Genomic DNA, 19,861 nt, shown 5'->3' with positions numbered 1-19,861 from the left:
ATGAAAAAAGAAAGGGATTTTATCAAATTTAGTCGTCGGTATAACGAATGCCGATATAAAATCACCTATTTTCGGGCCTATACTAATCCATCGTTTAAACTTACCCTAGTTGTATGGCCAAACTGATTATCGTGGACGACGAAAAACCGATTCGGGCAGCGCTACGCGATATCTTAGAGTATGAAGGCTACGAGGTAGACGAAGCAAAAGACGGAGAAGAAGGACTGGACATGATTCTGAATGGCAGTTACGATGTGGCCCTATGCGATATCAAAATGCCTAAACTGAATGGTCTGGAAGTGCTGGCCAAAGTAAGCGAAGCTGAGAAAAGCACCCAGGTCGTCATGGTTTCGGCCTTCGGCAATGTTGAAAACGCCGTTGAAGCCACTAAGCGCGGAGCCTATGATTTCGTCACCAAACCACCCGATCTGAACCGTCTGCTTATTACTGTTCGCAACGCCATTGAACGGGCCAAGCTGGTTCAGGAAACCAAGACTCTTAAGAAGCGAATTTATAAACTCAACGAAATCGTTGGGGAGTCGGACCCGATCAAAAAGGTAAAGGATACCATCAATCGGGTAGCCGCCACCGAAGCGCGGGTTCTGGTAACGGGCGCCAATGGCTCCGGTAAGGAGATGGTAGCCAAGCAAATTCACGAAAAAGGGAGTCGGGCCAACCAACCCCTGGTCGAAGTGAACTGCGCAGCCATCCCAAGCGAACTCATTGAAAGTGAGCTCTTTGGACACGAAAAGGGCGCCTTCACAGGCGCATCGGCCCGACGTGTTGGCAAGTTTGAGCAGGCCGATGGAGGCACGTTGTTTCTGGATGAGATCGGCGATATGAGCCTATCGGCACAGGCAAAAGTACTCCGGGCACTACAGGAAAATAAAATCACCCGAGTGGGTGGCGACAAAGAAATTAAAGTCAACGTGCGGGTGATTGCTGCTACGAATAAAGACTTGCGTCAGGAAATTATCAACGGTAACTTCCGCGAAGACTTATTCCACCGCCTGAGTGTCATCATGATCCATGTGCCACCTCTGGCAGAGCGTAAGGTTGACATTCCGTTGCTGGCCGATAAGTTCCTGCACGACATCGCCAATGAGTACGGGTCACCGGCGAAGGAACTGACAGCCGATGCGATGACCTATTTGCAATCGCTACCCTGGACCGGTAACGTTCGGGAGCTACGCAACGTCATCGAACGGCTCGTCATCATGTGTGGTGATACCATTACACTGGAGGACGTGAAGCTGTATGCGTAGTAATTTCAGTACTAGGAGCGAGGAGTGAGTATTAGGAGTTGCTGACGCATCCTTCTCTCCTAATACTCACTCCTCGCTCCTAGTACTGAATCATTAAATTACACCCCCTTACGTCGGAGTTATCGAAGCGCCCGATGACCTTGAAGGCTCCATCTGCTCCGATGTATTGCCCCAAATCCTGGGTTTCGATAAACGAGCACGAGTCCAGATTGGCCAGGTCTACCACATTAATACCCCCAGTTCGCGTATAATCGTCAGGGTATAAACAAAATGGGTCGTTGATGTCCCGGAGCAGTATTCGCATGGTCGAACCGGAGCGAAAAACACCATTGCCCGTCGAATACGCCTGCGACAGCAGCTCGGTCATCCCGTACTCCGAATGTACGGTTTGCACACCCAGTTGCTGAGTTAGTAGTTCATGAACCTCTTCCCGAAGTAGCTCCCGCCGACGACCTTTCATACCGCCCGTTTCCATCACGATCAGCCTGGACGGTTGCCCTAATGATGACAGGTCCATAACCGACTCAGCCCAATCCAACAGGCCGAACGTAACGCCGATAAGCAAAATCGTTTTGCCGTCGTTCTGTCGGGTAAGTTGACTCAATCGTTCGCTAAGTTCAGCATGGTTATGCAGATAAAAACCAGAGCCTGTCGATTCAGTTTGTATAGCCTCACGTTGCAAGTGTGCACTCCGGGCCATAAATTGCTGAACCATATACACTAGGGAGGAGTTATTTCGTTCAAGATACGACGGTAGTAACGCCAGAATATGGAAGTTGCTTAGTGGCCCATAAACCTGCTCGAAAATATGGGTACTGATCGACTGATAAAGTGCTGAATCAGGCACCAGATGGCGACTGGTCTGTTCTCCGGTAGTACCGCTGCTGGCAAAGGTGAGCGTCGTTTCAACGTTAGCAGGAGTGCTCGTATCAATGCCGGTTAAAATGGTGTGCGTTTTGAAAAAACCAATTGGCATAAACGGCACCTGACGTAAGCTATGGACTCGTTCAGGATGGCAGTTCAGATGGCTCAGATAGGCTCGATAAACTGGGTTATGAACGGCCTGATACCGAAAAACAGCCAGCGCCAGCGACTCGAACGTAGCCTGGCTCGGGTCTGCCGAACTGATTGCCAGTATTTGCTGCTTCAGCGACTCCCGAATGGGGGCTGCTGCGGCTGAAAGCGTTAATGAAAAAGACAAAATAAAATAAGCGTTTATTGCACAACGAATACAACAGTATGCGACGGCAACAAATTCACACATACCTCCTCGTTTTCGGGTTAGCCCTTACATTATCGGCCTGCTTCACCGAACCAAACTATTCGACTACCCCCGCAATAGAATTTAAAAGCTTGTTCAAATATCAACTTGAAGCAGGGAAAGGCGTAGGTCAATCGAAGCGAGATTCTGTGGTGATTACCATCGGTTTTAAAGATGGTGATGGAAATTTGGGCAATGATATTCCATTACCGAAAGCTGACTCCACTCGTTATTATTCCAACGGTGCCTGGGGGAATTATGAAATTAAGACCTTCCGCTTAATAAACAAGCAATATGTGGAATACAAACTAGGAGTCCTTAATTTCTTAGTTTTTCCAGATCTGGCTAAAAATAAGCCTAAAGGTGCAATTGAGGGGTCACTGGACTTCAATCAAACCTTTCAGTACGGCACCCAGATCTATCGTTATCCGACCAAATTCCAGATTCGGATACGCGACCGGGATTTAAATACCAGTAATGTCATCGAAACCGACACAATTACATTACCCTTCATACAGCCATAATTTCAGTTTACGGTGGCTTACGAATCCCTACTCATCGTGTTAGCTACCGTAAACCAATATCAATCCGTATTCAGCACGATTCGGAAGGTGGTTCCCTTACCTACTTCGGAGTGTTTAACAAACAATTGCCCGTTGTGGTATTCCTCCACGATCCGTTTGGCCAACGTAAGGCCCAGTCCCCAACCCCGTTTCTTAGTACTAAAACCGGGCGAAAATACTTTTTGCATATTGGCTTTCGAGATTCCCTTGCCCGTATCAGTAATGTCGATAGCGATTTCCTGATGGGGTAAAGGCACAATGTTGAGCCGCAGTTCGCCAACGCCTTTCATGGCGTCGACGGCATTTTTGCAAATATTCTCGATGACCCATTCAAACAGGAGCTTGTTGATTTTCACCTGCTGATCTGCGGGTATCTGACTGGCAAAGCTCATCTTTACTTTGGTCGAAATCCGGCGCGCCAGATAGTCGGTAAATTGCTTCACTACCTCGTTCAGGTTCTCTTCTTTCAGCGTTGGGATGGAGCCAATACTCGAAAAGCGGGATGTAATCGTTTCGAGTCGTTGCACGTCCTTTTCGATCTCGTCGGTTATGGACGCATCATACTGGTCCGGGTCCGATCGCATATACTCCACCCACGCCATCAACGACGACATAGGCGTACCCAACTGGTGAGCCGTTTCTTTGGCCAACCCAACCCAAACCCGGTTCTGTTCTGCCCGTCGCGACGAGCTAAACGACAGATAAGCCAGCACGCCCAAAGCCGTTAAAATGGCAATCAGCGCGTAAGGTATGTAATTGATTTGCCGTAATACTTTTGAGTTTTCATAATAGACCAAGCCGTGCTGCCCCTCAGCCATTACGACGGGTATCGGCTCATGGTATTTACGCATTTCAGCAATTCGATTTCGAAAAAAAGCCTCCTGTTCGGCAGTAGGCAACTTATCGAATCGTTCAGGCAAGTCTATGTTTAATTTATAGGATATCTGGCCATTATAGTCGAGCGTGATAACAGGAATCGTCTCATTAGCCTGTAGAATTTCGCTCGTTACAAAATTTATGTCGCCGTTATCGGCATTAGGTCGACTCGTACTATACAGGTATTCAATGGCTTTCACATAAAGCTGTACGTACTGCTCCTCCCGGGCTTCCAGCTTCAGAATCAATCGGCGAGTATAGAGTAATGATCCCGTTCCGACCAGAAGCAGGTTCAGGGCGACAATAATCTTCAGAATATTATTCTGACTATAAATATCAAATGATTTCAGCATGTGGTCTTGCTGGCAGTTCGTTCAGCTTAATTTTCTAACGACAAAAGTGCATTAAACGTGCAAAGGTTGAACGTCTGACAAGGTACGAATGTTACAAACCTGAATAGGATTGATCAAAGAAGGCCAAAGACTATTTGGATAAATTCTAAATAGTTAATAGACTAGATTGGGTGCATTCATATCCCATAATAATGCCGTAATTTTGTAGAGGCTCTAAGCCAGTAAAGGTGCTTTTTTACCATGTTAGATACCTTCAAAGCAATTAGTTTGTCGTATAAAATGGCTCCGTTGCGAGTCCGTGAACTAATTGCACTTAACGAAGACGAAGCCAAGCGATTGATGCTTCGGTTGCGGGACTTTTTCGGGCTGAGTGACTTGCTGGTTATCTCTACCTGCAATCGAACCGAAGTGTACTATGCCTTTGAGCAAGACCTCAATACCGAAATTGCCCGTCTGTTGCTGATCGAAAAAGGGCTGACCGATACGGATAACTATTTGCCTTATTTTCAGTTTTTCGACGCCAATGATCAGGCGGTTCAGCATCTGTTTGAGGTATGTGTAGGCTTACACTCCCAGGTAGTAGGCGACATGCAGATACCCAATCAGGTTAAGCAGTCGTACCAGTGGTCGGCCGATCTGGAAATGGCGGGGCCGTTCCTGCACCGGCTGATGCATACCATTTTCTTCACCAACAAACGGGTTGCTCAGGAAACGCCTTTCCGCGACGGGGCCGCTTCATCTTCTTATGCCGCCGTTGAACTGATCGACGAGTTGGTGGGTGAACACAGCCAGCCAAACATTCTGGTGATTGGTCTGGGTGAAATTGGCACCGACGTTTGTAAAAACCTCGAAGCCCGTGGAGGAAACACTAACATAACGCTCTGCAACCGCACCAAAGCCAAAGCCGAAGCCCTGGCTGCACAATGCGGTTTCCGCGTGGCCGACTTCGAGAATCTGACCGATGAAATTCGCCGTGCCGATGTGATCATCTCATCCGTCATGCGTGATGAACCACTAATTACTCCTGAATTGCTGAAGAATGTGGAGGTATTAACCTTCAAATACTTCATCGACTTATCGGTTCCCCGCAGCGTTGACGCGACCGTTGAGCAGATTCCGGGCGTGCTGGTCTACAACATCGATCATATTCGCAACCGGGCCGACGAAGCCCTGCAACAACGTCTGGCGGCTATCCCCCAGGTAGAAGCGATTATTGCCCAGGCCGTGGCCGAATTTGGCGACTGGTCGAAAGAAATGGTGGTATCGCCGACGATCAACAAGCTTAAAAATGCGCTGGAGCAAATTCGTCGCGACGAGATTGCCCGGTACCTGAAACACCTTACCCCCGACGAATCGGAGAAAGTTGATAAGATCACGAAGGGGATTATGCAGAAAATCATCAAGTTGCCGGTTCTCCAGCTAAAAGCAGCCTGCAAACGCGGTGAAGCCGAAACCCTGATCGATGTATTGAACGATCTGTTCGATCTGGAAAAGCAGCCGGTTGCCGAAGAGAAACATAGCTACTAATTCAGCATTTCTTTTTTGACGTTACGTCTCTTAACTTCCCGAAAGTTCACAACTTTCGGGAAGTTTTAGTTTACGCCCAGTCCCATGACCCGACTTATTAATGCTCTTTTCCGACTTTTTCTGATAGCCATACTGGTAGCAGGGCTCATTGCCATCTGGGAACAGATTCGGGGCAATAGTCTGCTGAGTCGTTTTCGGAAGGGCGATCAGACAACCCAAAGCATTGTGCTGAAAGAAGTAATCTCGCTTGGCAAGCTGGAACTGGTGAAGTACACTTTTAAAGACATTGTGGAGCATGAGCAGGTCAACACTTTTCTGCCGAATGCGAATGCCATTCTGATTGTGGAAGGCGAAGCGACGGGCTGTATAGACCTGACAAAAATTTCGGCTGCTGACGTGACAGCGGATGGCGATTCGGTAACCGTCCGACTCCCCGAACCGGAACTCTGCACCTGGAAAATCAATCACGACCGGTCGCGGGTGTACGATACACGGTTCTCCTTTCTGGATCAATCGCAGTTGGTAAGCGATGCGTACCGAAAAGCCGAACATCAGGTCAGACAGTCGGCCCTCAATAGTGGCATTCTGGAACAAACCCGCCAAAATGCCAATCAGATGCTACGCCCTGTACTCGAACGAATTTCAGGGAAGAAAGTAGGGTTAGTATTTCGGAAATAAGTTGTTCATAGTTTGATGCTGTTGTAACGCGGGTGGAAACCCGCACTATCGGTTCAAAATCACGGGTTTCCACCCGCGTTACAACAGCATCAAACTGTGAACCTAATCATTCAACTTGTACCACTGTACCTCTTTCAAGGGGGCCCGTCGAAACGTTGCTTTGGATTCGATAGTTGAGGGGCCGTAGTACTTTTCGAGATAGTCCAGCACCACTTTTTCAGATTCGCCCAGATCCCACAGTTTGTGGTACTTCTGCATCCAGCGGATACGATCCAGCCACCCCGCCCGAGTAAACCGATGCTGTAAAATAAGCTTCGACGAATGGCAGGCTGTACATTGCGATTTCACCATCATCAGATTGGCATCCGCCACCAGACCACTTTCAGCATCAATTTTTAAGGTATCAGTCACCGGATTTCCGGTCGAAGAGGCCTTAATTTCCGGCTTCTGGACCCGAAAACTCGATGCGCCGATCAGAACGACTCCAATAAAAAAAACCAGTTTAATTGCGTTCATCATCTATACAACGGCTTTAACTGCAATACGATGGCAGGCATTGTTCAGGTAACCACCCGGATTCCATTGTGGAATTACCATGGGTTGCGTAACGCCACTGCTATCCGTTGCCCGAACCCATACTTCATAATACCCTGCCTGTGGGAATGTAATCTCCGTTGACCAGTGCTGCCAGGCCAGTCGGTTTTTAGGTTGCTGTAGCTTTGCCTTTTGCCAGGTAGCACCGTAGTCGATTGATGTATGCACGTCGGCTACCATCCGATCGCCCGCCCAGGCATGCCCACGCAAAGCAAGCGGCTTTTTCAGATCGAGCATAGCGCCTGTTTTTGGATATGTAATCAGCGATTTTACCGGCATCGATTCGATGATGCGGAAGTTCTCGGGGGTTTCGGCGATCTTCTCACCTGGCTGTACCGGCCGAATGGGCATCCGATAGCTGTGTCCTTCCATTTTAGCGCCATCGTGTTCTTTGTTGCGGACGGAAATGGTGTTTAACCACTTCCCCGATACTGATGCAGGCCATCCACCTACCACCAGCCGAAGCGGATAGCCGTGCGCTAACGGAATATCTTTCCCATTGACCGCCCAGGCAATCAGGGTTTCGGCTTCCAACGCTTTCTTAATGGGCACCCCGCGCGAAATAGCCACTTTGGCAGGGTCCTGACTCAGATGCGGATCTTTGCCATAATAACCGATATAAACGGCGTCGTCTTTTAAGCCTGCATCGGCCAGAATATCCTTGAGTCGAACGCCCGTCCATTCGGCACAACTAACAGCGCCCTGGTCCCAGGGATTGCCCGTTGTTTGAGGATCGAATCCAGAGCGGCCATTCCCCCCGCATTCCAGCACGAGCTGATACGTATGCGTCGGAAAGCGCTTTTTGAGGTCGTTGATCGTGTACGTTTTACTGGATTTTACTGACTCGCCTTTAATGGTTAGCGTCCAGGTATCGGGATTGATGGGTTCTGAAGGGATTAGGCCATTATTCCGAATAAACATCTTTTCGACGGGTGTAACGGCGTCGTCCAGTTGATGAATGGGCGCTTCAACATTCCAGGGCTTATCGCCCAGTACCTTCATATCTGAAACTTTTCCTTTTAGCGGATCATAATCAAACCCTAGTGGTGTATAATGCGGAGGAATTTGATCGGCGAAAACAATATCAGTACCGACCAATGCGGTTAGGGTTGCCAGTGCACTTTTCTGGAGGAATCCCCGTCGATCATGAATCTGCTTTTTCATGGCATCAGTTTTGTTCATGTAAAAGTAACGCTCCGGTTGGCTATACCGTAATAAGCACCCGAACTCTATTTTTTCATCACAAGAGCCTAAAAACGTCATAGACTCTCTGTCAGTAGGTTGTAATCCTGACAACTTTGCACCCTTGCGGTGAAAAGTTTAAGACAGTGACCATATACAAAGTATTCGGGGACAAATAGCGTATTTAACAGTTTTTAAAGAATATAGTATCTGAGAAAATCGTTTTGCCATAAATCTATAATTGCTCAATGGGCTATGAATACGATTCCTACCTCCGTCAAGAATGGCGATCTGCTGATCGCCGAGCCATTCATGGGTGACAATAACTTTGAACGCAGTGTGGTGCTGGTTTGTGAACACAATCAGGCGGGTACATTTGGGCTGGTATTAAACCAACAAACCGACATCCACCTAAGTGATGTGATTGAAGAGATACACGTCGATCTTCCCCTATTTGTTGGAGGACCCGTTCAACAAAATACGCTGCATTTCATCCACCGTCGCCCCGATCTGATCGACGGATCGATCCGGGTTCTGGACGGACTCTATTGGAGTGGCGATTTTGAGCAGATTAAGCAAGCCGTCAACCTGGGGACGCTTACCGACCATGACGCCCGCTTTTTTATCGGTTATTCGGGCTGGAGCGAAGGCCAGTTAGAGGCAGAATTAAGCCAGAAAGCCTGGATTGTGAGTCGCACCAATGCGAGTTTCCTATTCGATACGCCAACGAAAGAGTTCTGGCGTGGAGTACTCAAGCGAATGGGTGGTGAATACAAATCCATTGCGCACTACCCGGTCGATCCCCGACTGAATTAACATTTTTTGACAGTTTACCGACCACGCAAACAGGGGCATCTTAACTTTTTTTCACCAATTTTGTACCGGTCCGACGTTTCGGATAGAAAAACGTTATTGAAAGGGTCACTCCCTTTCCATCGCCCCGTATGCAAATTTATCGATTAGTCCTTTTTTTTCTTTTAGTAACCTCATCTGCGTTAACCCAGGCGCAAAGCAATAAACCAACTGGTGGTCATTTTGGCTTGAAACTGGGGGCTTCGTTTACGCAAATTGCCATTTCGGGAGCTACTGTCAATATTCCTCACCGCACGCTACAGCCACACCTGGGTGTCATGTATCGGTATCGGTATAACCATTGGGTAGCTCAACCCGAAGTCCTGCTGTCGATTCGGGGAGGTAATTTTCAACAGGAGCAATCCAACGGTAGTCGTACCACCACGGCGGTTTCATACTACTACGCCAGCTTGCCCTTGATGCTGGGGTACATACCGACCGAGGGACTTACGATACAAGCCGGTCCTGAATTTAGTTATGCCCTCAATGCCGGACAAACCGGCGGTCCGGGTGTTAACAACGATCTGGGAATTGCGGCCGGTGTGCATTACGATTTCCTGGACATGCTGCACAATTTCAGCCTGCACGCCCGATTTATTTACGGCCTCACCAACGTATCGCCTGAAGCCACGGCCTCGTATTACAACCGGAATCTCCAGATTTCGATGGTGTACAATCTGTTCCCGAAAAAGAAGAAGAAATAAATAAAGTATTAGGAGTTAGGAGCGAGGAGTGAGAATGGCTGACGCATCAACAGATTTCGTGCGTCAGCCATTCTCACTCCTCGCTCCTAACTCCTAACTCCTAACACAAAAGACATGCTTTCCGACTTCGGCGTCATTCTGCTGTTCATTGTGGCTGCATTCGCGTTCATTGCGATCGTGCTGTTTGTGGCTCGTTTGCTACGGCCCAACCGGCCGAATGTGGAGAAAAACAGTACGTACGAGTCGGGTGAAGAACCGGTTGGTAATGCCAATGTGCAGTTCAATATTCGCTTCTACGTCGTAGCGTTAGTGTTTGTGCTGTTCGATGTAGAGTTGGTTTTTCTGTTTCCGTGGGCAACCGTATTTGGTCAGGAGCGGCTCATCCGCGAAACGGCTGGACTCTGGGGCTGGTTCGCCCTGATCGAAGTAACTATTTTTGTTATTATTTTATCTCTTGGACTTGCCTATGTGTGGGCAAAAGGTTACCTTGATTGGGTAAAACCTCAGCCCAAAGTACCATCAATACACACCAAAGTATCTCCGCAATTATATCAGCAAGTAAACGAGCGTTACAAGTAGTAGATCAGTTTCTATGCTTTTATAGGCTGGCTTGCTTAACGTTACTTGTGTTACTAGCCTACGCAACCCAGGCGCAGAAGCTTACGTTTGATACATACCAGGCACGGGTGATCACTGTGGCAGGTAAACACTACCGAGGATTACTCGAAGAAGTAAGCGATACTGATTTGCGCCTAACCAGCTTTCGTGGCAATGGCATTGATGAAGAGATTCCTCTGCGCCAGATCCGAAAGGTGGTGATTCGGCGTACCAGTAAAAAGAGAGCAATCATCACCGGGGCTATTATTGGTGGACTGGCGTCCGGATTTGCCTCCTACAAATCCCTTCAGCAAAACCAAACCAGCAATGCCTTTATCTACGGTATCACACTAACGTTTGCTTCGGCCGGTGGTGCAGCCGCTGGGCTGGTAGTAGGTTCCGTTGTCAATAATGTGACGGGGCGGGTCATTCGTCCACTGGATATGACAAACCCTGAGCTTAGTTTGTTTCGGCAACTGGAACCATTTACCTATCGTCACCAACAGAATCTAATGAAGCGTCTGCCTAAAACTCCTCAGGAACCATGACCTCTCAGTCGATACGTGTTCAATCAACAAAGCCAGCGTAATCCTGATGCGTTCCAGAGATTTACTAAACCGGTCGCGGGAAAAATTATTCAGGCTGCTGACATTAGGGGCGGTTTACTGCACCTTTGACCTGTTGCTTGCGTTACTGACCTATCCAGCCCTGGCTCAACAGCCTGTCGAAACGGTCTATCATATCAAGGTTATCACTAAAAAAGGGAATCGCTTTCGAGGTACACTCTGGGACGTAACAACCTCAAATCTTTATCTGGAACATGAGAAACGATCCCTAAGCGGTAGAATCCCATTTGCCAATATTCATAAGATTGTGTTCCGCCCAAAAAGTAAGAAAAATGCAATAATAACTGGAGATATTCTAGGTGGACTGGCAGTGGGATTTATCACAAACCAGTCGCTTCAAAGAACCCGACCAGTTCACCCGTGGCTTATGGACTTACCCTTAGGTTCGCAACGGCCAGTGGCGCAGCAGTTGGCTCACTGGCAGGCTCCCAGATTGGTAATCTAAAAAGGATCGTTATACGCCCATCAACGTTTACTGACCCAGAGCAAGGTCTTTACCGGCAGTTGGAACCGTTTTCGTTTCGTTATCAGCAGGATATTATTAACAGGATTCCTCCAACTCGCTAAATCGATGGTCTTTCGTTCTATACCCAATAAATCAGGCGAAGTTGGTGCGATACAGATATTTTTTGACGATGTGCTAAATTGGTCGCGGGAAAAATTGCGTTGGTCGGTGTCATTTGGTCTACTTTACTGCGCTATCGAAGTGCTGCTTGTGCTGCAATCCTATCCGGCTCAAGCTCAGCAACCTGCCCCAACGGTTTATCATATCAAAGTTGTTACAAAAAGTGGAGACCGTTATCAGGGTATCCTGTCCGACGTTACCGATGCAAACGTCTACGTAGCGTATGAAAAACGGCTGATTAGTGGACGAGTGCCCTTAAGCGATATTCGTAAGATCATACTCCGTCGGAATAGTAAAAAGAACGCAATAATTACAGGAGCCATTATTGGTGGGTTGGCCGCCGGATTTGCCTCCTACAAATCCCTTCAGCGTAATCAGACCAGCAATGCCATCAACTACGGTATTACATTAACCTTTGCTACGGCTGGCGGAGCTGCCGCCGGGCTGCTGGTAGGTTCTATGATCGGCAATCTAAAAAAGATCGTTATCCGCCCTGCCGTATTTACTGATCCGGAACGTAGTCTGTTTCGGCAACTAGAACCCTTTACCTGGCGTTATCAACAGGATATAATCAATCGTCTGCCTAAAACTCCTCAGAAATAAACATGACCCCTCAATCGATACCTGATAAATCAGGTGAAGCCAGTGTGATCCTGATGCATTCCGAAGATTTATTAAACTGGTCGCGCGAAAAATCGCTCTGGCCGCTAACGTTTGGTCTGGCCTGCTGCGCTATTGAAATGATGGGCGCTATGGCCTCCAACTACGACCTCGAACGATTCGGTATTTTTCCACGCCCTTCCCCCCGCCAGTCCGACATTATGATCGTATCGGGAACAGTAACCTATAAGATGGCCGACCGAATCCGCCGATTGTATGAGCAGATGGCTGAACCACGGTATGTGATCTCGATGGGCTCCTGCTCCAACTGTGGTGGTCCCTACTGGCAACATGGGTATCATGTCGTGAAGGGCGTTGACCGGATTATTCCGGTCGATGTGTACGTTCCGGGTTGCCCTCCGCGCCCCGAAGCCCTGATCGATGGCTTTTTAAAACTACAGGAGAAAATACGAACAGAGCATCCGCTACAGGATCATTAACGTTTCTGAATTCAGTACCTTGTAATTTTAGTATTTGAATAGTACAAACGAGAGCCTTCCCCGCGGTCTGTGTCCGCACAGACCGCTTGTGCGCCAGCCTGGTTTGCCTACCGGATGAATGTTCTGTGTCCTCACAGAACGTGGAGGGCAAATACAAGAAAGCGTTTATTACAGTGTATCCAGCCGGGTGGCCGGCGCGGTTTACGGATTTGCTTGCATCAGCCAACAGGAAACGTTAAACTTGAGACCTGAAACGTAAGTACCGTGACTCCCCTAAACCTTTCTTTCCGCCAAACGCTTGGATCTCTTCGACTTGTAGGAGTGATCTATGGCATCACGCTCGTTCTCGGCCTGGTTGTTGCCTTGCCGTTTTACAACACCTTACTTGCCGAAGATCAGGACTCATTAGCTTTTCTGAATATGCTGAACGGATTTGACTACACGGTCTATTCCGATTTTATGCACCGTAGTCGGAAAGCCATTCTACCCCTGGTCAGCGTTGGTCGATGGGTGGGCGCAGTTTACCTATTTTTAAGCATCGTCTTTGCTGGTGGTATTTTGCTTCGGTTTTCACAGCCAATGGGCCGGTTCGATACTGGTTTATTTTGGCAAGGTTGCACTCACTATCTGGGCCGCTTTCTGCGACTGTTCGGCGTTACCCTTCTGTTTTTAGTGGCTGGAGTTGGCGTTTGGCTGGTAGCGGGTACACTGGTAGCCGTATTAGCCAATGATGCCGTAACCGAGCGTGGTCAATTCTGGATTGGTGCCGTTTTCTTTGCTTTGGCGGCCCTTACCGGAACGCTTATCCTTTGCATCGGCGACTATGCCAAAGTACTGATGTTTCGGGAAGATAGTCATCAGGCGTTTAGAGCCTTTGGTCAGGCTGGCCGGTTAGTGCTTGGTAATTTACTGCGCACCTATGGATTATACGTGCTTTTCATCCTGATCGGAACAGGTATGTTCGGCATTTATTTTCTGATCGACGAAGCTGTTTTGATGAGCAACTGGACGACGATAGCACTCATGTTTGTTGTGCAGCAGACGTTGATTTTTGGGCGAATCGGGCTTAAAATCTGGACATTGGGCACGGCTTACAACACGTACACCAACCTACCAAAGCCCGTTCCAGCCATTCGTCAGTCACCTCCCGTAGTAACCCTTCCTCAGGCCGATAGCGAAGAGCCGACTGCAAACTCGGTTGAATTTTAGGAGAACAAAATTATCGGCCAACCGCCCATTGTTCATGCTCCGAAACCGGAGCAATGGTAGGTTCGCTATCAGGCTTGCTTAGTGGCCAGTGCCGATCAAAGAGGGTAAGCAGCCAGAGAGTACCGATGGTCGGTAGCAGGTATTTGTCCCAGCCAATGTGCGCTTTCCCCATCAGAACCAGGTTGAGCAAGACTACCCAGCCCGCCAGACCACTTTTCGAATTGGCAAAACGGAGAACGGTCAGCAACATCAATGCCCCAAAAATGAGTTGTTTCCCGATGCCTTTGATTCCTACCATTTCGAGGTGGCGATCGAGAAAGCCCAGATTTTTTACGACAAAGAAACCATCATACATCTGTTCGGCAGGGAAAAAAGTAATCAGCAGAACGATCAGGGCTACTCCTCCAATAAGCCAGGGCCTTTGTTTAGATTCTAATGCGTAAAACTGAAGTCTACGCGTCAAAATCAGTTCGGGAATGACGTAATAAAGACCCAGACAGGCTGATGCATACAACACAAAACCGGGCTTATAGATTAATTTTTCGACGGTATCGTCGTATTTCTGACGGGCTATTTCGGGCGCAGGTCCTGGTCCACCCCAGAATATGACCCAGGCAAGTAATGAAAGCCCGGCAACTACATAATAAGCCAGGTAAGGTCTATCCAACACCCAGCGCACGGATGCCTGCCAACCGGGGAAACGGAACACCAAGTGATTGAGTTCGTAGCAAAGGACAATTGCCGGAAATACGACGGCATACTGACGCGAGCTAATGGCAGCTATAAAAAACAGGCAGCTCGCCCAATGAATTTTCTTCAGATAACACACCCAACCCAGCAGAATAAAGGTCAGGGCGATGATGTCGGTGTAGAAGATCGTACTGCAAAAATAATAGTACGGAAACAGCACCAGCCCCAGCGCGGCCAGCCAGAAACGGCCCGGATTAGGACTGAGCCGGAGAAAAAGTGCCAGAATGGCAAAGCTCAGCCCAAAGTTCAGAATACGCAGGTACTGAATGGATTCGCCAAACAAATTGAGCACCCATCCGGCAACCATGAACGGCAGGGGCGCAATCACTTCGGGATAATTATTGAGTAGATGCGCCGAAGGAATTGGCTCTTTACTAAATAATAAAACCGTTGGCCAGAAATGCACTTCATCGCCAAACAACGTGAAATTCAGGTGTTCCCGGAAAAAGAAGATAAAAACGTATAGTGCTCCGAAAGCTAAAAGCGCTATAATCGAATATAACCGCATACTAACCGATAGAATGAATAAGAGGAATACCCATGCAGATAAAAGATGAGCCCGTTTAAACTTTTCCTTTCGTAGAAAATGTAAGAATCTTTTTGTCATTCCGACGCAGGAGGAATCTCAAGTTTGATTAATATGAAACTTGAGATTCCTCCTGCGACTACGCGTCCCGGTCGGAATGATAAAAAACCGATCCAGTTATACAGAAAGTTACAAAGTTTAAACAGGTTCGATGTGTAAAGATACTTGAAAATGTTAAGTGATAGCGTTTATTCAGGCAGGTGCCCTGCGTTACAAACGGTGAACAGGGTACATTCTACAGAATAATCACTTGTATAGCATGAGTAAATCAACTTCCTGAACTTACTTTGCAAAAACCTGATTTACAGATGCAAACCAATTCAATCGTACTATTCAGCAGCTTCCTTCTGACTCTGTTTGCCTTCAAACAGGATGCACCTCCCAGGCTTCAGTTATTTCTACTTATCGGACAATCAAATATGGCAGGTCGTGGGGATGTCGACGCGGAGTCGAAACAAACCAATCCGCGAATCTGGATGCTCGACAAAGCGCTGGCCTGGGTACCTGCCCAGGATCCGATGCATTTCGACAAACCCGATATTGTGGGAGTAGGGCCTGGTTTGAACTTTGCCAAACGACTAGCCGACACCTATCCCGACCTGAATATTGGCCTGGTTCCCTGCGCCGTGGGTGGCTCGGGAATTAATGTCTGGAAACCAGGAGCTTACTATGCGCCAACCAAATCGCATCCGTACGATGATATGCTGCTCCGAGCAAAAAAAGCCCTTGAAAACGGTGAACTAGCCGGTTTCATCTGGCATCAAGGCGAATCGGACTCTGATCCGGAGAAAGCGCTGGAGTATGAAGAAAAGCTTACTGAACTAATTCAGCGGTTGAGGAAAGATCTCAATGCACCCGATGTACCTTTCGTCGCCGGGACCCTTGGTGATTTCGTAGTGAATCGAAATCCTGATGCCAAAACCGTCAACGAAGCCATCATGGAAGCGACCAAACAAATCCCGAATGCGTACTGCGTACTTTCTACAGGCTTAGTTGACAAAGGCGATTCTACTCATTTTGATACAGAATCAGCTAAAATTCTGGGGCAGCGCTATGCCGAAGTATTTATTCAGAAGAAATTATTGAAGACCAAATAAAGCCTAATCTTCTTTGGCCATTTTGTATTATTGCAGAATTGTTTCGCCCTCTTAACCTTTAATACTGCCGCATGGCCGTTCCCACTGTTTCCTCCAAACCGCATTCATCCACGGTTGGGCTGTTCAGCCTGCCTGTTATTGTCGCTGCCTTAGGCTACTTCGTCGATATTTATGACCTGCTGTTATTCGGTATCGTTCGCATACCTAGCCTAAAAGATCTTGGTCTTACCGCTGATCAAATATCGAGTGTTGGTGCCACTATTCTGAACTGGCAGATGGGCGGGCTACTGCTCGGTGGTATCCTGTGGGGAGTTCTGGGCGATAAGCGTGGTCGTTTGTCGGTTTTATTCGGTTCCATCATCACGTATTCGATTGCTAACATTGCCTGTGGGTTTATCAAACATGTTACGTTTATGGACCCCATCACCTACTATTCTCTCATGCGCTTTGTGGCCGGTATCGGCCTGGCGGGGGAGTTGGGAGCCGGTATCACCCTGGTCAGCGAAGTCTTGCCGAAAGAGAAACGAGCCATTGGCACATCGCTGGTGGCCGGTATTGGGCTTTTTGGCGCTGTAGTAGCCTATTTTACTGTCAAACTCTTCGATTGGCAAATGGCTTTTTTTGTAGGTGGGGGTTTAGGCGTTGGTCTGCTTCTGTTGCGGGTAGGGGTTGTTGAATCGGGTATGTTCAAAGATGTCTCAGATCAAAAACACGTAACAAAGGGTGATTTTCTCTCCTTTTTTACCAACTGGGACCGACTAAAACGCTACCTCAAATGCATCGGTATTGGCTTACCTACTTGGTTTGTCATCGGCATTCTGGCCACGTTTAGCAACGAGTTTGGCAAGGCATTGGGAATCAGCGAAGAAATTCAACCGGGGCTGGCCATTATGTGGTGTTATGTCGGCCTGGCATTCGGTGATCTGGCCAGTGGATTTATCAGTCAGGCATTTGCTTCACGTAAGAAGGCGGTTGCACTGCTGATGAGCGTATCGCTGGTTTTTGGACTAATCTATCTGTTCGTAGGTATTAAAAGTGCCACCGCTTTGTATGGGTTATGCGTGGCAATGGGATTTGGCATTGGCTACTGGGCCATGTTTGTGACCATTGGCGCTGAGCAATTCGGTACCAATCTCCGGGCTACGGCCGCCACTACCGTACCCAACATGGTCCGGGGCATGGTGATCCTAATGACGAGTTTATACGGCGATCTCAAACCATCACTTGGCGTAATCGACGCTGGAGCTGTCGTCGGCCTAATTTCGTTTGTCCTTGGATTTTACTCCATCCTGACCATCCCCGAAACTCACGGCAAGGATTTAAATTATCTGGAAGAATAACAAAAAGGAGGAGAAGGCAGAAGGAGGAAAGGGAGAAGGTGGGTTTACCCCTTCCCCTCTCTTCTCCTTCCTCCCTATCCTACCTTTCCTCCCATTTTATGCATACCCTCTCCCCTGCGCCCTCACGCACGTCGTTACGACCGCTGTTTACATTGCCCGTTATTGTATCGGCATTAGGATTCTTTGTGGATGTATATGACCTGCTCATTTTTAGTATTGTCCGCGTTCCTAGTCTTCAATCGCTGGGGCTGTCGGAAGCAGAGGTATCAAAAGCGGGAACGTTCATCATCAATTTCCAGCAGGCCGGGCTCCTGATTGGAGGATTTCTTTGGGGCGTTTGGGGTGATAAACGCGGCCGGATGTCGGTGCTGTTTGGGAGTATTCTCACCTATTCGTTGACTAACATTGCCTGCGGATTCGTACAGGATGTCAATACGTATGCCTTCCTGCGGTTTCTGGCGGGTGTAGGTTTATCGGGCGAAATTGGCGCGGCTATGGTGCTGATTTCTGAAATCCTGCCCAAAGAAATTCGTAGTTATGGATCGGCGATGGTAGCCGGTATTGGCTATCTGGGGGCAGGACTTGCTTATCTGACCGTCGAGTATTTCAGTTGGCGAACGGCTTACTGGGTTGGGGGTGGCATGGGCCTGACACTGCTGCTGCTTCGGGTAAGTGTGTTTGAGTCGGGACTTTTCAGCCGCATGAAAGAAGAGCACAAAAGCGTAAGCCGGGGTAATTTTCTGCAATTTTTCAGAAGCCGAAAACAGGCCATCAAGTATTTCCGCTGCGTTACGGTGGGCATGCCTACCTGGTTTATTGTGGGCGTTCTGGCCACCTTCGCCAATGAGTTCGGGCAGGCACTGGGCATTGACGAGGTTGTAAAACCCGGCCGTTGCGTAATGCTGGTGTATGTCGGGCTAGCCGGGGGTGATCTACTGAGCGGCCCACTGAGTCAATGGTTACGATCGCGCATAAAAGCCATAACGGGCCTGCTTATTTTCAGTGCTTTACTGAGTGGCATTTACCTGTTCGGAGGTATTCATACCGCCAACGGACTTTACCTGATCTGCCTGTTGGCGGGTTTCTGCACAGGATATATAGCCATGTATCTGACCATGGTCGCGGAGTCGTATGGCACCAATCTCCGCAATACAGCCACTACATCAGTACCCAGTGTGGTACGTGGCACGTTGATCCTGATGACGCTGTCGTTTCAGGCCTTAAAGCCATCGACAGGGGCTTTGGTAGCTGCCGGGCTACTAGGAGTTATTGTATATGGTCTGGCATTTTGGTCGCTCAGCCGGTTAGAAGAAACTTTCGGCAAAGACCTGGATTTTGTCGATTAATTCCCGCCGTTCATCATCCATTTGGACCGTTTTTCCAGAACGACAGCGGTTCTTTTTGACGTAACCATCATTGGGTTGACAGCTAAAGGTTCTCTAACAATCCTGATCAACTCAATGAAAACGTCCATTAAACTCCTTTCCAGCGCCTTACTTCTGGCCCTTACGGTATCAGTTGCCACACCTGCTTTGGCAATCGACGATCACTCCAATGCGAAAACTTTTTCGGCAGCTATGTTTCCGGCCGCCGATGCCTCGAAACTCTGGTTATGCCTTGAGAAATATCAATCAGCCAATAAAGTTCGCCTTGAACTCGTCAACGAACGGGGCAATGTTGTGTTCGATGAAATTGTAGCGGGTAAGAACAGCAAACGCAAAACGCTCCGCCAGCAATTCGACATGAGTCAGCTGGCCGATGGAACCTACACATTCCGCCTTTCGGCCGGTGCTCAAACGGAAGAATTCGCGTTTAAACTGGCTACACCTGATGTATCAGCTTCGCCCAGCCGATTGGTTGCTATCAAATAAACGTATATCCCGTATTAAAACTGGAGCCTGTTTAAACTTTCCCTAAAGGTCCCTCAGCGGTTCGGCATGACATTGTCGTGGTAGAGTTCCTTTAGAATAGAAAGTTAAAACAGGTTCCTGATTTCCATCTATACCCCTGACTTAGGTAGGGGTATTTTTGTATAGTAGCGAATCAGTCAGAATCTCCTTAAGAGTACAAGATTCA

The 19,861-nt window shown here is 48.2% G+C and carries 21 protein-coding genes; 16 read left to right on the top strand and 5 right to left on the bottom strand.

The annotated features are described in order from the left end of the window. Positions 1–113 precede the first annotated feature (113 nt). On the top strand, positions 114–1,265 hold the full coding sequence (locus ACYVFD_RS09920; RefSeq protein ID WP_461089784.1) for a sigma-54-dependent transcriptional regulator: 1,152 nt from the start codon (positions 114–116) through the stop codon (positions 1,263–1,265). Positions 1,266–1,344: 79 nt separating this feature from the next. Here the strand turns inward: ACYVFD_RS09920 and ACYVFD_RS09915 are convergent, their stop codons facing one another. Next, on the bottom strand, positions 1,345–2,466 hold the full coding sequence (locus ACYVFD_RS09915; RefSeq protein ID WP_461089783.1) for a LuxE/PaaK family acyltransferase: 1,122 nt from the start codon (positions 2,464–2,466) through the stop codon (positions 1,345–1,347). 38 nt (positions 2,467–2,504) lie between these two features. Between ACYVFD_RS09915 and ACYVFD_RS09910 the strand changes: the two genes are divergently transcribed. Next, positions 2,505–3,050: a hypothetical protein gene (locus ACYVFD_RS09910; protein ID WP_461089782.1), complete on the top strand. Its 546-nt coding sequence runs from the start codon at positions 2,505–2,507 to the stop codon at positions 3,048–3,050. A gap of 59 nt (positions 3,051–3,109) precedes the next feature. On the opposite strand, the gene ACYVFD_RS09905 is transcribed toward ACYVFD_RS09910, so the two are convergent. Further along, positions 3,110–4,318, bottom strand: a complete 1,209-nt coding sequence (locus ACYVFD_RS09905) for a sensor histidine kinase (protein ID WP_461089781.1) — start codon at positions 4,316–4,318, stop codon at positions 3,110–3,112. Between the two features lie 240 nt (positions 4,319–4,558). On the opposite strand from ACYVFD_RS09905, the gene hemA reads away from it, so the two are divergent. Continuing rightward, on the top strand, positions 4,559–5,845 hold the full coding sequence (gene hemA / locus ACYVFD_RS09900; protein WP_461089780.1) for a glutamyl-tRNA reductase: 1,287 nt from the start codon (positions 4,559–4,561) through the stop codon (positions 5,843–5,845). 84 nt (positions 5,846–5,929) lie between these two features. After that, positions 5,930–6,523 (top strand): DUF4230 domain-containing protein, encoded by a 594-nt coding sequence (locus ACYVFD_RS09895; protein WP_461089779.1) that lies wholly within the window; start codon positions 5,930–5,932, stop codon positions 6,521–6,523. A gap of 102 nt (positions 6,524–6,625) precedes the next feature. Here ACYVFD_RS09895 and ACYVFD_RS09890 read toward each other — a convergent pair whose 3' ends face one another. Together ACYVFD_RS09890 and ACYVFD_RS09885 are read right to left on the bottom strand one after the other, a co-directional pair. Further along, positions 6,626–7,042, bottom strand: a complete 417-nt coding sequence (locus ACYVFD_RS09890; RefSeq protein ID WP_461089778.1) for a hypothetical protein — start codon at positions 7,040–7,042, stop codon at positions 6,626–6,628. Then, positions 7,043–8,281 carry a sulfite oxidase gene (locus ACYVFD_RS09885; protein WP_461090148.1) on the bottom strand — a complete coding sequence of 413 codons (1,239 nt, stop codon included), beginning with the start codon at positions 8,279–8,281 and terminating at the stop codon, positions 7,043–7,045. A gap of 273 nt (positions 8,282–8,554) precedes the next feature. On the opposite strand from ACYVFD_RS09885, the gene ACYVFD_RS09880 reads away from it, so the two are divergent. The 8 genes from ACYVFD_RS09880 to ACYVFD_RS09845 all read left to right on the top strand — a co-directional run bounded on the left by ACYVFD_RS09880 (position 8,555) and on the right by ACYVFD_RS09845 (position 14,012). After that, entirely contained in the window at positions 8,555–9,115 is a 561-nt protein-coding gene (locus ACYVFD_RS09880) for a YqgE/AlgH family protein (RefSeq protein WP_461089777.1), read from the top strand. 128 nt (positions 9,116–9,243) lie between these two features. Next, positions 9,244–9,855: a porin family protein gene (locus ACYVFD_RS09875; protein WP_461089776.1), complete on the top strand. Its 612-nt coding sequence runs from the start codon at positions 9,244–9,246 to the stop codon at positions 9,853–9,855. 114 nt (positions 9,856–9,969) lie between these two features. After that, a complete protein-coding gene (locus ACYVFD_RS09870; RefSeq protein ID WP_461089774.1) occupies positions 9,970–10,434 on the top strand; it encodes an NADH-quinone oxidoreductase subunit A in 465 nt (154 codons plus the stop codon). Positions 10,435–10,481: 47 nt separating this feature from the next. Beyond that, positions 10,482–11,000, top strand: coding sequence for a hypothetical protein (locus ACYVFD_RS09865; RefSeq protein WP_461089773.1), 519 nt, complete (start codon positions 10,482–10,484; stop codon positions 10,998–11,000). Between the two features lie 46 nt (positions 11,001–11,046). Beyond that, complete coding sequence (locus tag ACYVFD_RS09860; protein WP_461089772.1) at positions 11,047–11,523, top strand: hypothetical protein; 477 nt, start codon at positions 11,047–11,049, stop codon at positions 11,521–11,523. Positions 11,524–11,649: 126 nt separating this feature from the next. Next, entirely contained in the window at positions 11,650–12,306 is a 657-nt protein-coding gene (locus ACYVFD_RS09855) for a hypothetical protein (protein ID WP_461089771.1), read from the top strand. 2 nt (positions 12,307–12,308) lie between these two features. After that, positions 12,309–12,803 carry an NADH-quinone oxidoreductase subunit B gene (locus ACYVFD_RS09850; RefSeq protein WP_461089770.1) on the top strand — a complete coding sequence of 165 codons (495 nt, stop codon included), beginning with the start codon at positions 12,309–12,311 and terminating at the stop codon, positions 12,801–12,803. Positions 12,804–13,067: 264 nt separating this feature from the next. Then, the gene (locus ACYVFD_RS09845; RefSeq protein ID WP_461089769.1) at positions 13,068–14,012 is read left to right on the top strand and encodes a hypothetical protein; all 945 of its coding nucleotides are present in this window, start codon (positions 13,068–13,070) and stop codon (positions 14,010–14,012) included. 10 nt (positions 14,013–14,022) lie between these two features. Here the strand turns inward: ACYVFD_RS09845 and ACYVFD_RS09840 are convergent, their stop codons facing one another. Next, a complete protein-coding gene (locus ACYVFD_RS09840; RefSeq protein WP_461089768.1) occupies positions 14,023–15,270 on the bottom strand; it encodes a hypothetical protein in 1,248 nt (415 codons plus the stop codon). Between the two features lie 386 nt (positions 15,271–15,656). On the opposite strand from ACYVFD_RS09840, the gene ACYVFD_RS09835 reads away from it, so the two are divergent. From ACYVFD_RS09835 to ACYVFD_RS09820, 4 genes are all read left to right on the top strand, one after another. After that, the gene (locus ACYVFD_RS09835; RefSeq protein ID WP_461089766.1) at positions 15,657–16,445 is read left to right on the top strand and encodes a sialate O-acetylesterase; all 789 of its coding nucleotides are present in this window, start codon (positions 15,657–15,659) and stop codon (positions 16,443–16,445) included. Between the two features lie 71 nt (positions 16,446–16,516). After that, a complete protein-coding gene (locus ACYVFD_RS09830; RefSeq protein ID WP_461089765.1) occupies positions 16,517–17,785 on the top strand; it encodes an MFS transporter in 1,269 nt (422 codons plus the stop codon). Between the two features lie 98 nt (positions 17,786–17,883). Beyond that, positions 17,884–19,131 carry an MFS transporter gene (locus ACYVFD_RS09825; RefSeq protein ID WP_461089764.1) on the top strand — a complete coding sequence of 416 codons (1,248 nt, stop codon included), beginning with the start codon at positions 17,884–17,886 and terminating at the stop codon, positions 19,129–19,131. Between the two features lie 114 nt (positions 19,132–19,245). After that, positions 19,246–19,656 (top strand): hypothetical protein, encoded by a 411-nt coding sequence (locus ACYVFD_RS09820; RefSeq protein ID WP_461089763.1) that lies wholly within the window; start codon positions 19,246–19,248, stop codon positions 19,654–19,656. Positions 19,657–19,861 lie beyond the last annotated feature (205 nt).

The sequence above is a fragment of the Spirosoma gilvum genome, from assembly GCF_054776815.1.
The sequence above is the reverse complement of the archived record's forward strand: the minus strand, read 5'-3'. Positions and strand labels throughout refer to the sequence as shown.

Bases quoted from the DNA above. Each gene is read 5' to 3' on its own strand.
- ACYVFD_RS09855 (WP_461089771.1), top strand. From the start codon at position 11,650: ATGGTCTTTCGTTCTATACCCAATAAATCAGGCGAAGTTGGTGCGATA.
- ACYVFD_RS09830 (WP_461089765.1), top strand. From the start codon at position 16,517: ATGGCCGTTCCCACTGTTTCCTCCAAACCGCATTCATCCACGGTTGGG.
- ACYVFD_RS09870 (WP_461089774.1), top strand. From the start codon at position 9,970: ATGCTTTCCGACTTCGGCGTCATTCTGCTGTTCATTGTGGCTGCATTC.
- ACYVFD_RS09895 (WP_461089779.1), top strand. From the start codon at position 5,930: ATGACCCGACTTATTAATGCTCTTTTCCGACTTTTTCTGATAGCCATA.
- hemA (WP_461089780.1), top strand. From the start codon at position 4,559: ATGTTAGATACCTTCAAAGCAATTAGTTTGTCGTATAAAATGGCTCCG.
- ACYVFD_RS09920 (WP_461089784.1), top strand. From the start codon at position 114: ATGGCCAAACTGATTATCGTGGACGACGAAAAACCGATTCGGGCAGCG.
- ACYVFD_RS09875 (WP_461089776.1), top strand. From the start codon at position 9,244: ATGCAAATTTATCGATTAGTCCTTTTTTTTCTTTTAGTAACCTCATCT.
- ACYVFD_RS09860 (WP_461089772.1), top strand. From the start codon at position 11,047: ATGCGTTCCAGAGATTTACTAAACCGGTCGCGGGAAAAATTATTCAGG.
- ACYVFD_RS09910 (WP_461089782.1), top strand. From the start codon at position 2,505: ATGCGACGGCAACAAATTCACACATACCTCCTCGTTTTCGGGTTAGCC.
- ACYVFD_RS09890 (WP_461089778.1), bottom strand. From the start codon at position 7,042: ATGATGAACGCAATTAAACTGGTTTTTTTTATTGGAGTCGTTCTGATC.
- ACYVFD_RS09835 (WP_461089766.1), top strand. From the start codon at position 15,657: ATGCAAACCAATTCAATCGTACTATTCAGCAGCTTCCTTCTGACTCTG.
- ACYVFD_RS09905 (WP_461089781.1), bottom strand. From the start codon at position 4,318: ATGCTGAAATCATTTGATATTTATAGTCAGAATAATATTCTGAAGATT.
- ACYVFD_RS09850 (WP_461089770.1), top strand. From the start codon at position 12,309: ATGACCCCTCAATCGATACCTGATAAATCAGGTGAAGCCAGTGTGATC.
- ACYVFD_RS09880 (WP_461089777.1), top strand. From the start codon at position 8,555: ATGAATACGATTCCTACCTCCGTCAAGAATGGCGATCTGCTGATCGCC.
- ACYVFD_RS09825 (WP_461089764.1), top strand. From the start codon at position 17,884: ATGCATACCCTCTCCCCTGCGCCCTCACGCACGTCGTTACGACCGCTG.
- ACYVFD_RS09885 (WP_461090148.1), bottom strand. From the start codon at position 8,281: ATGAAAAAGCAGATTCATGATCGACGGGGATTCCTCCAGAAAAGTGCA.
- ACYVFD_RS09820 (WP_461089763.1), top strand. From the start codon at position 19,246: ATGAAAACGTCCATTAAACTCCTTTCCAGCGCCTTACTTCTGGCCCTT.
- ACYVFD_RS09840 (WP_461089768.1), bottom strand. From the start codon at position 15,270: ATGCGGTTATATTCGATTATAGCGCTTTTAGCTTTCGGAGCACTATAC.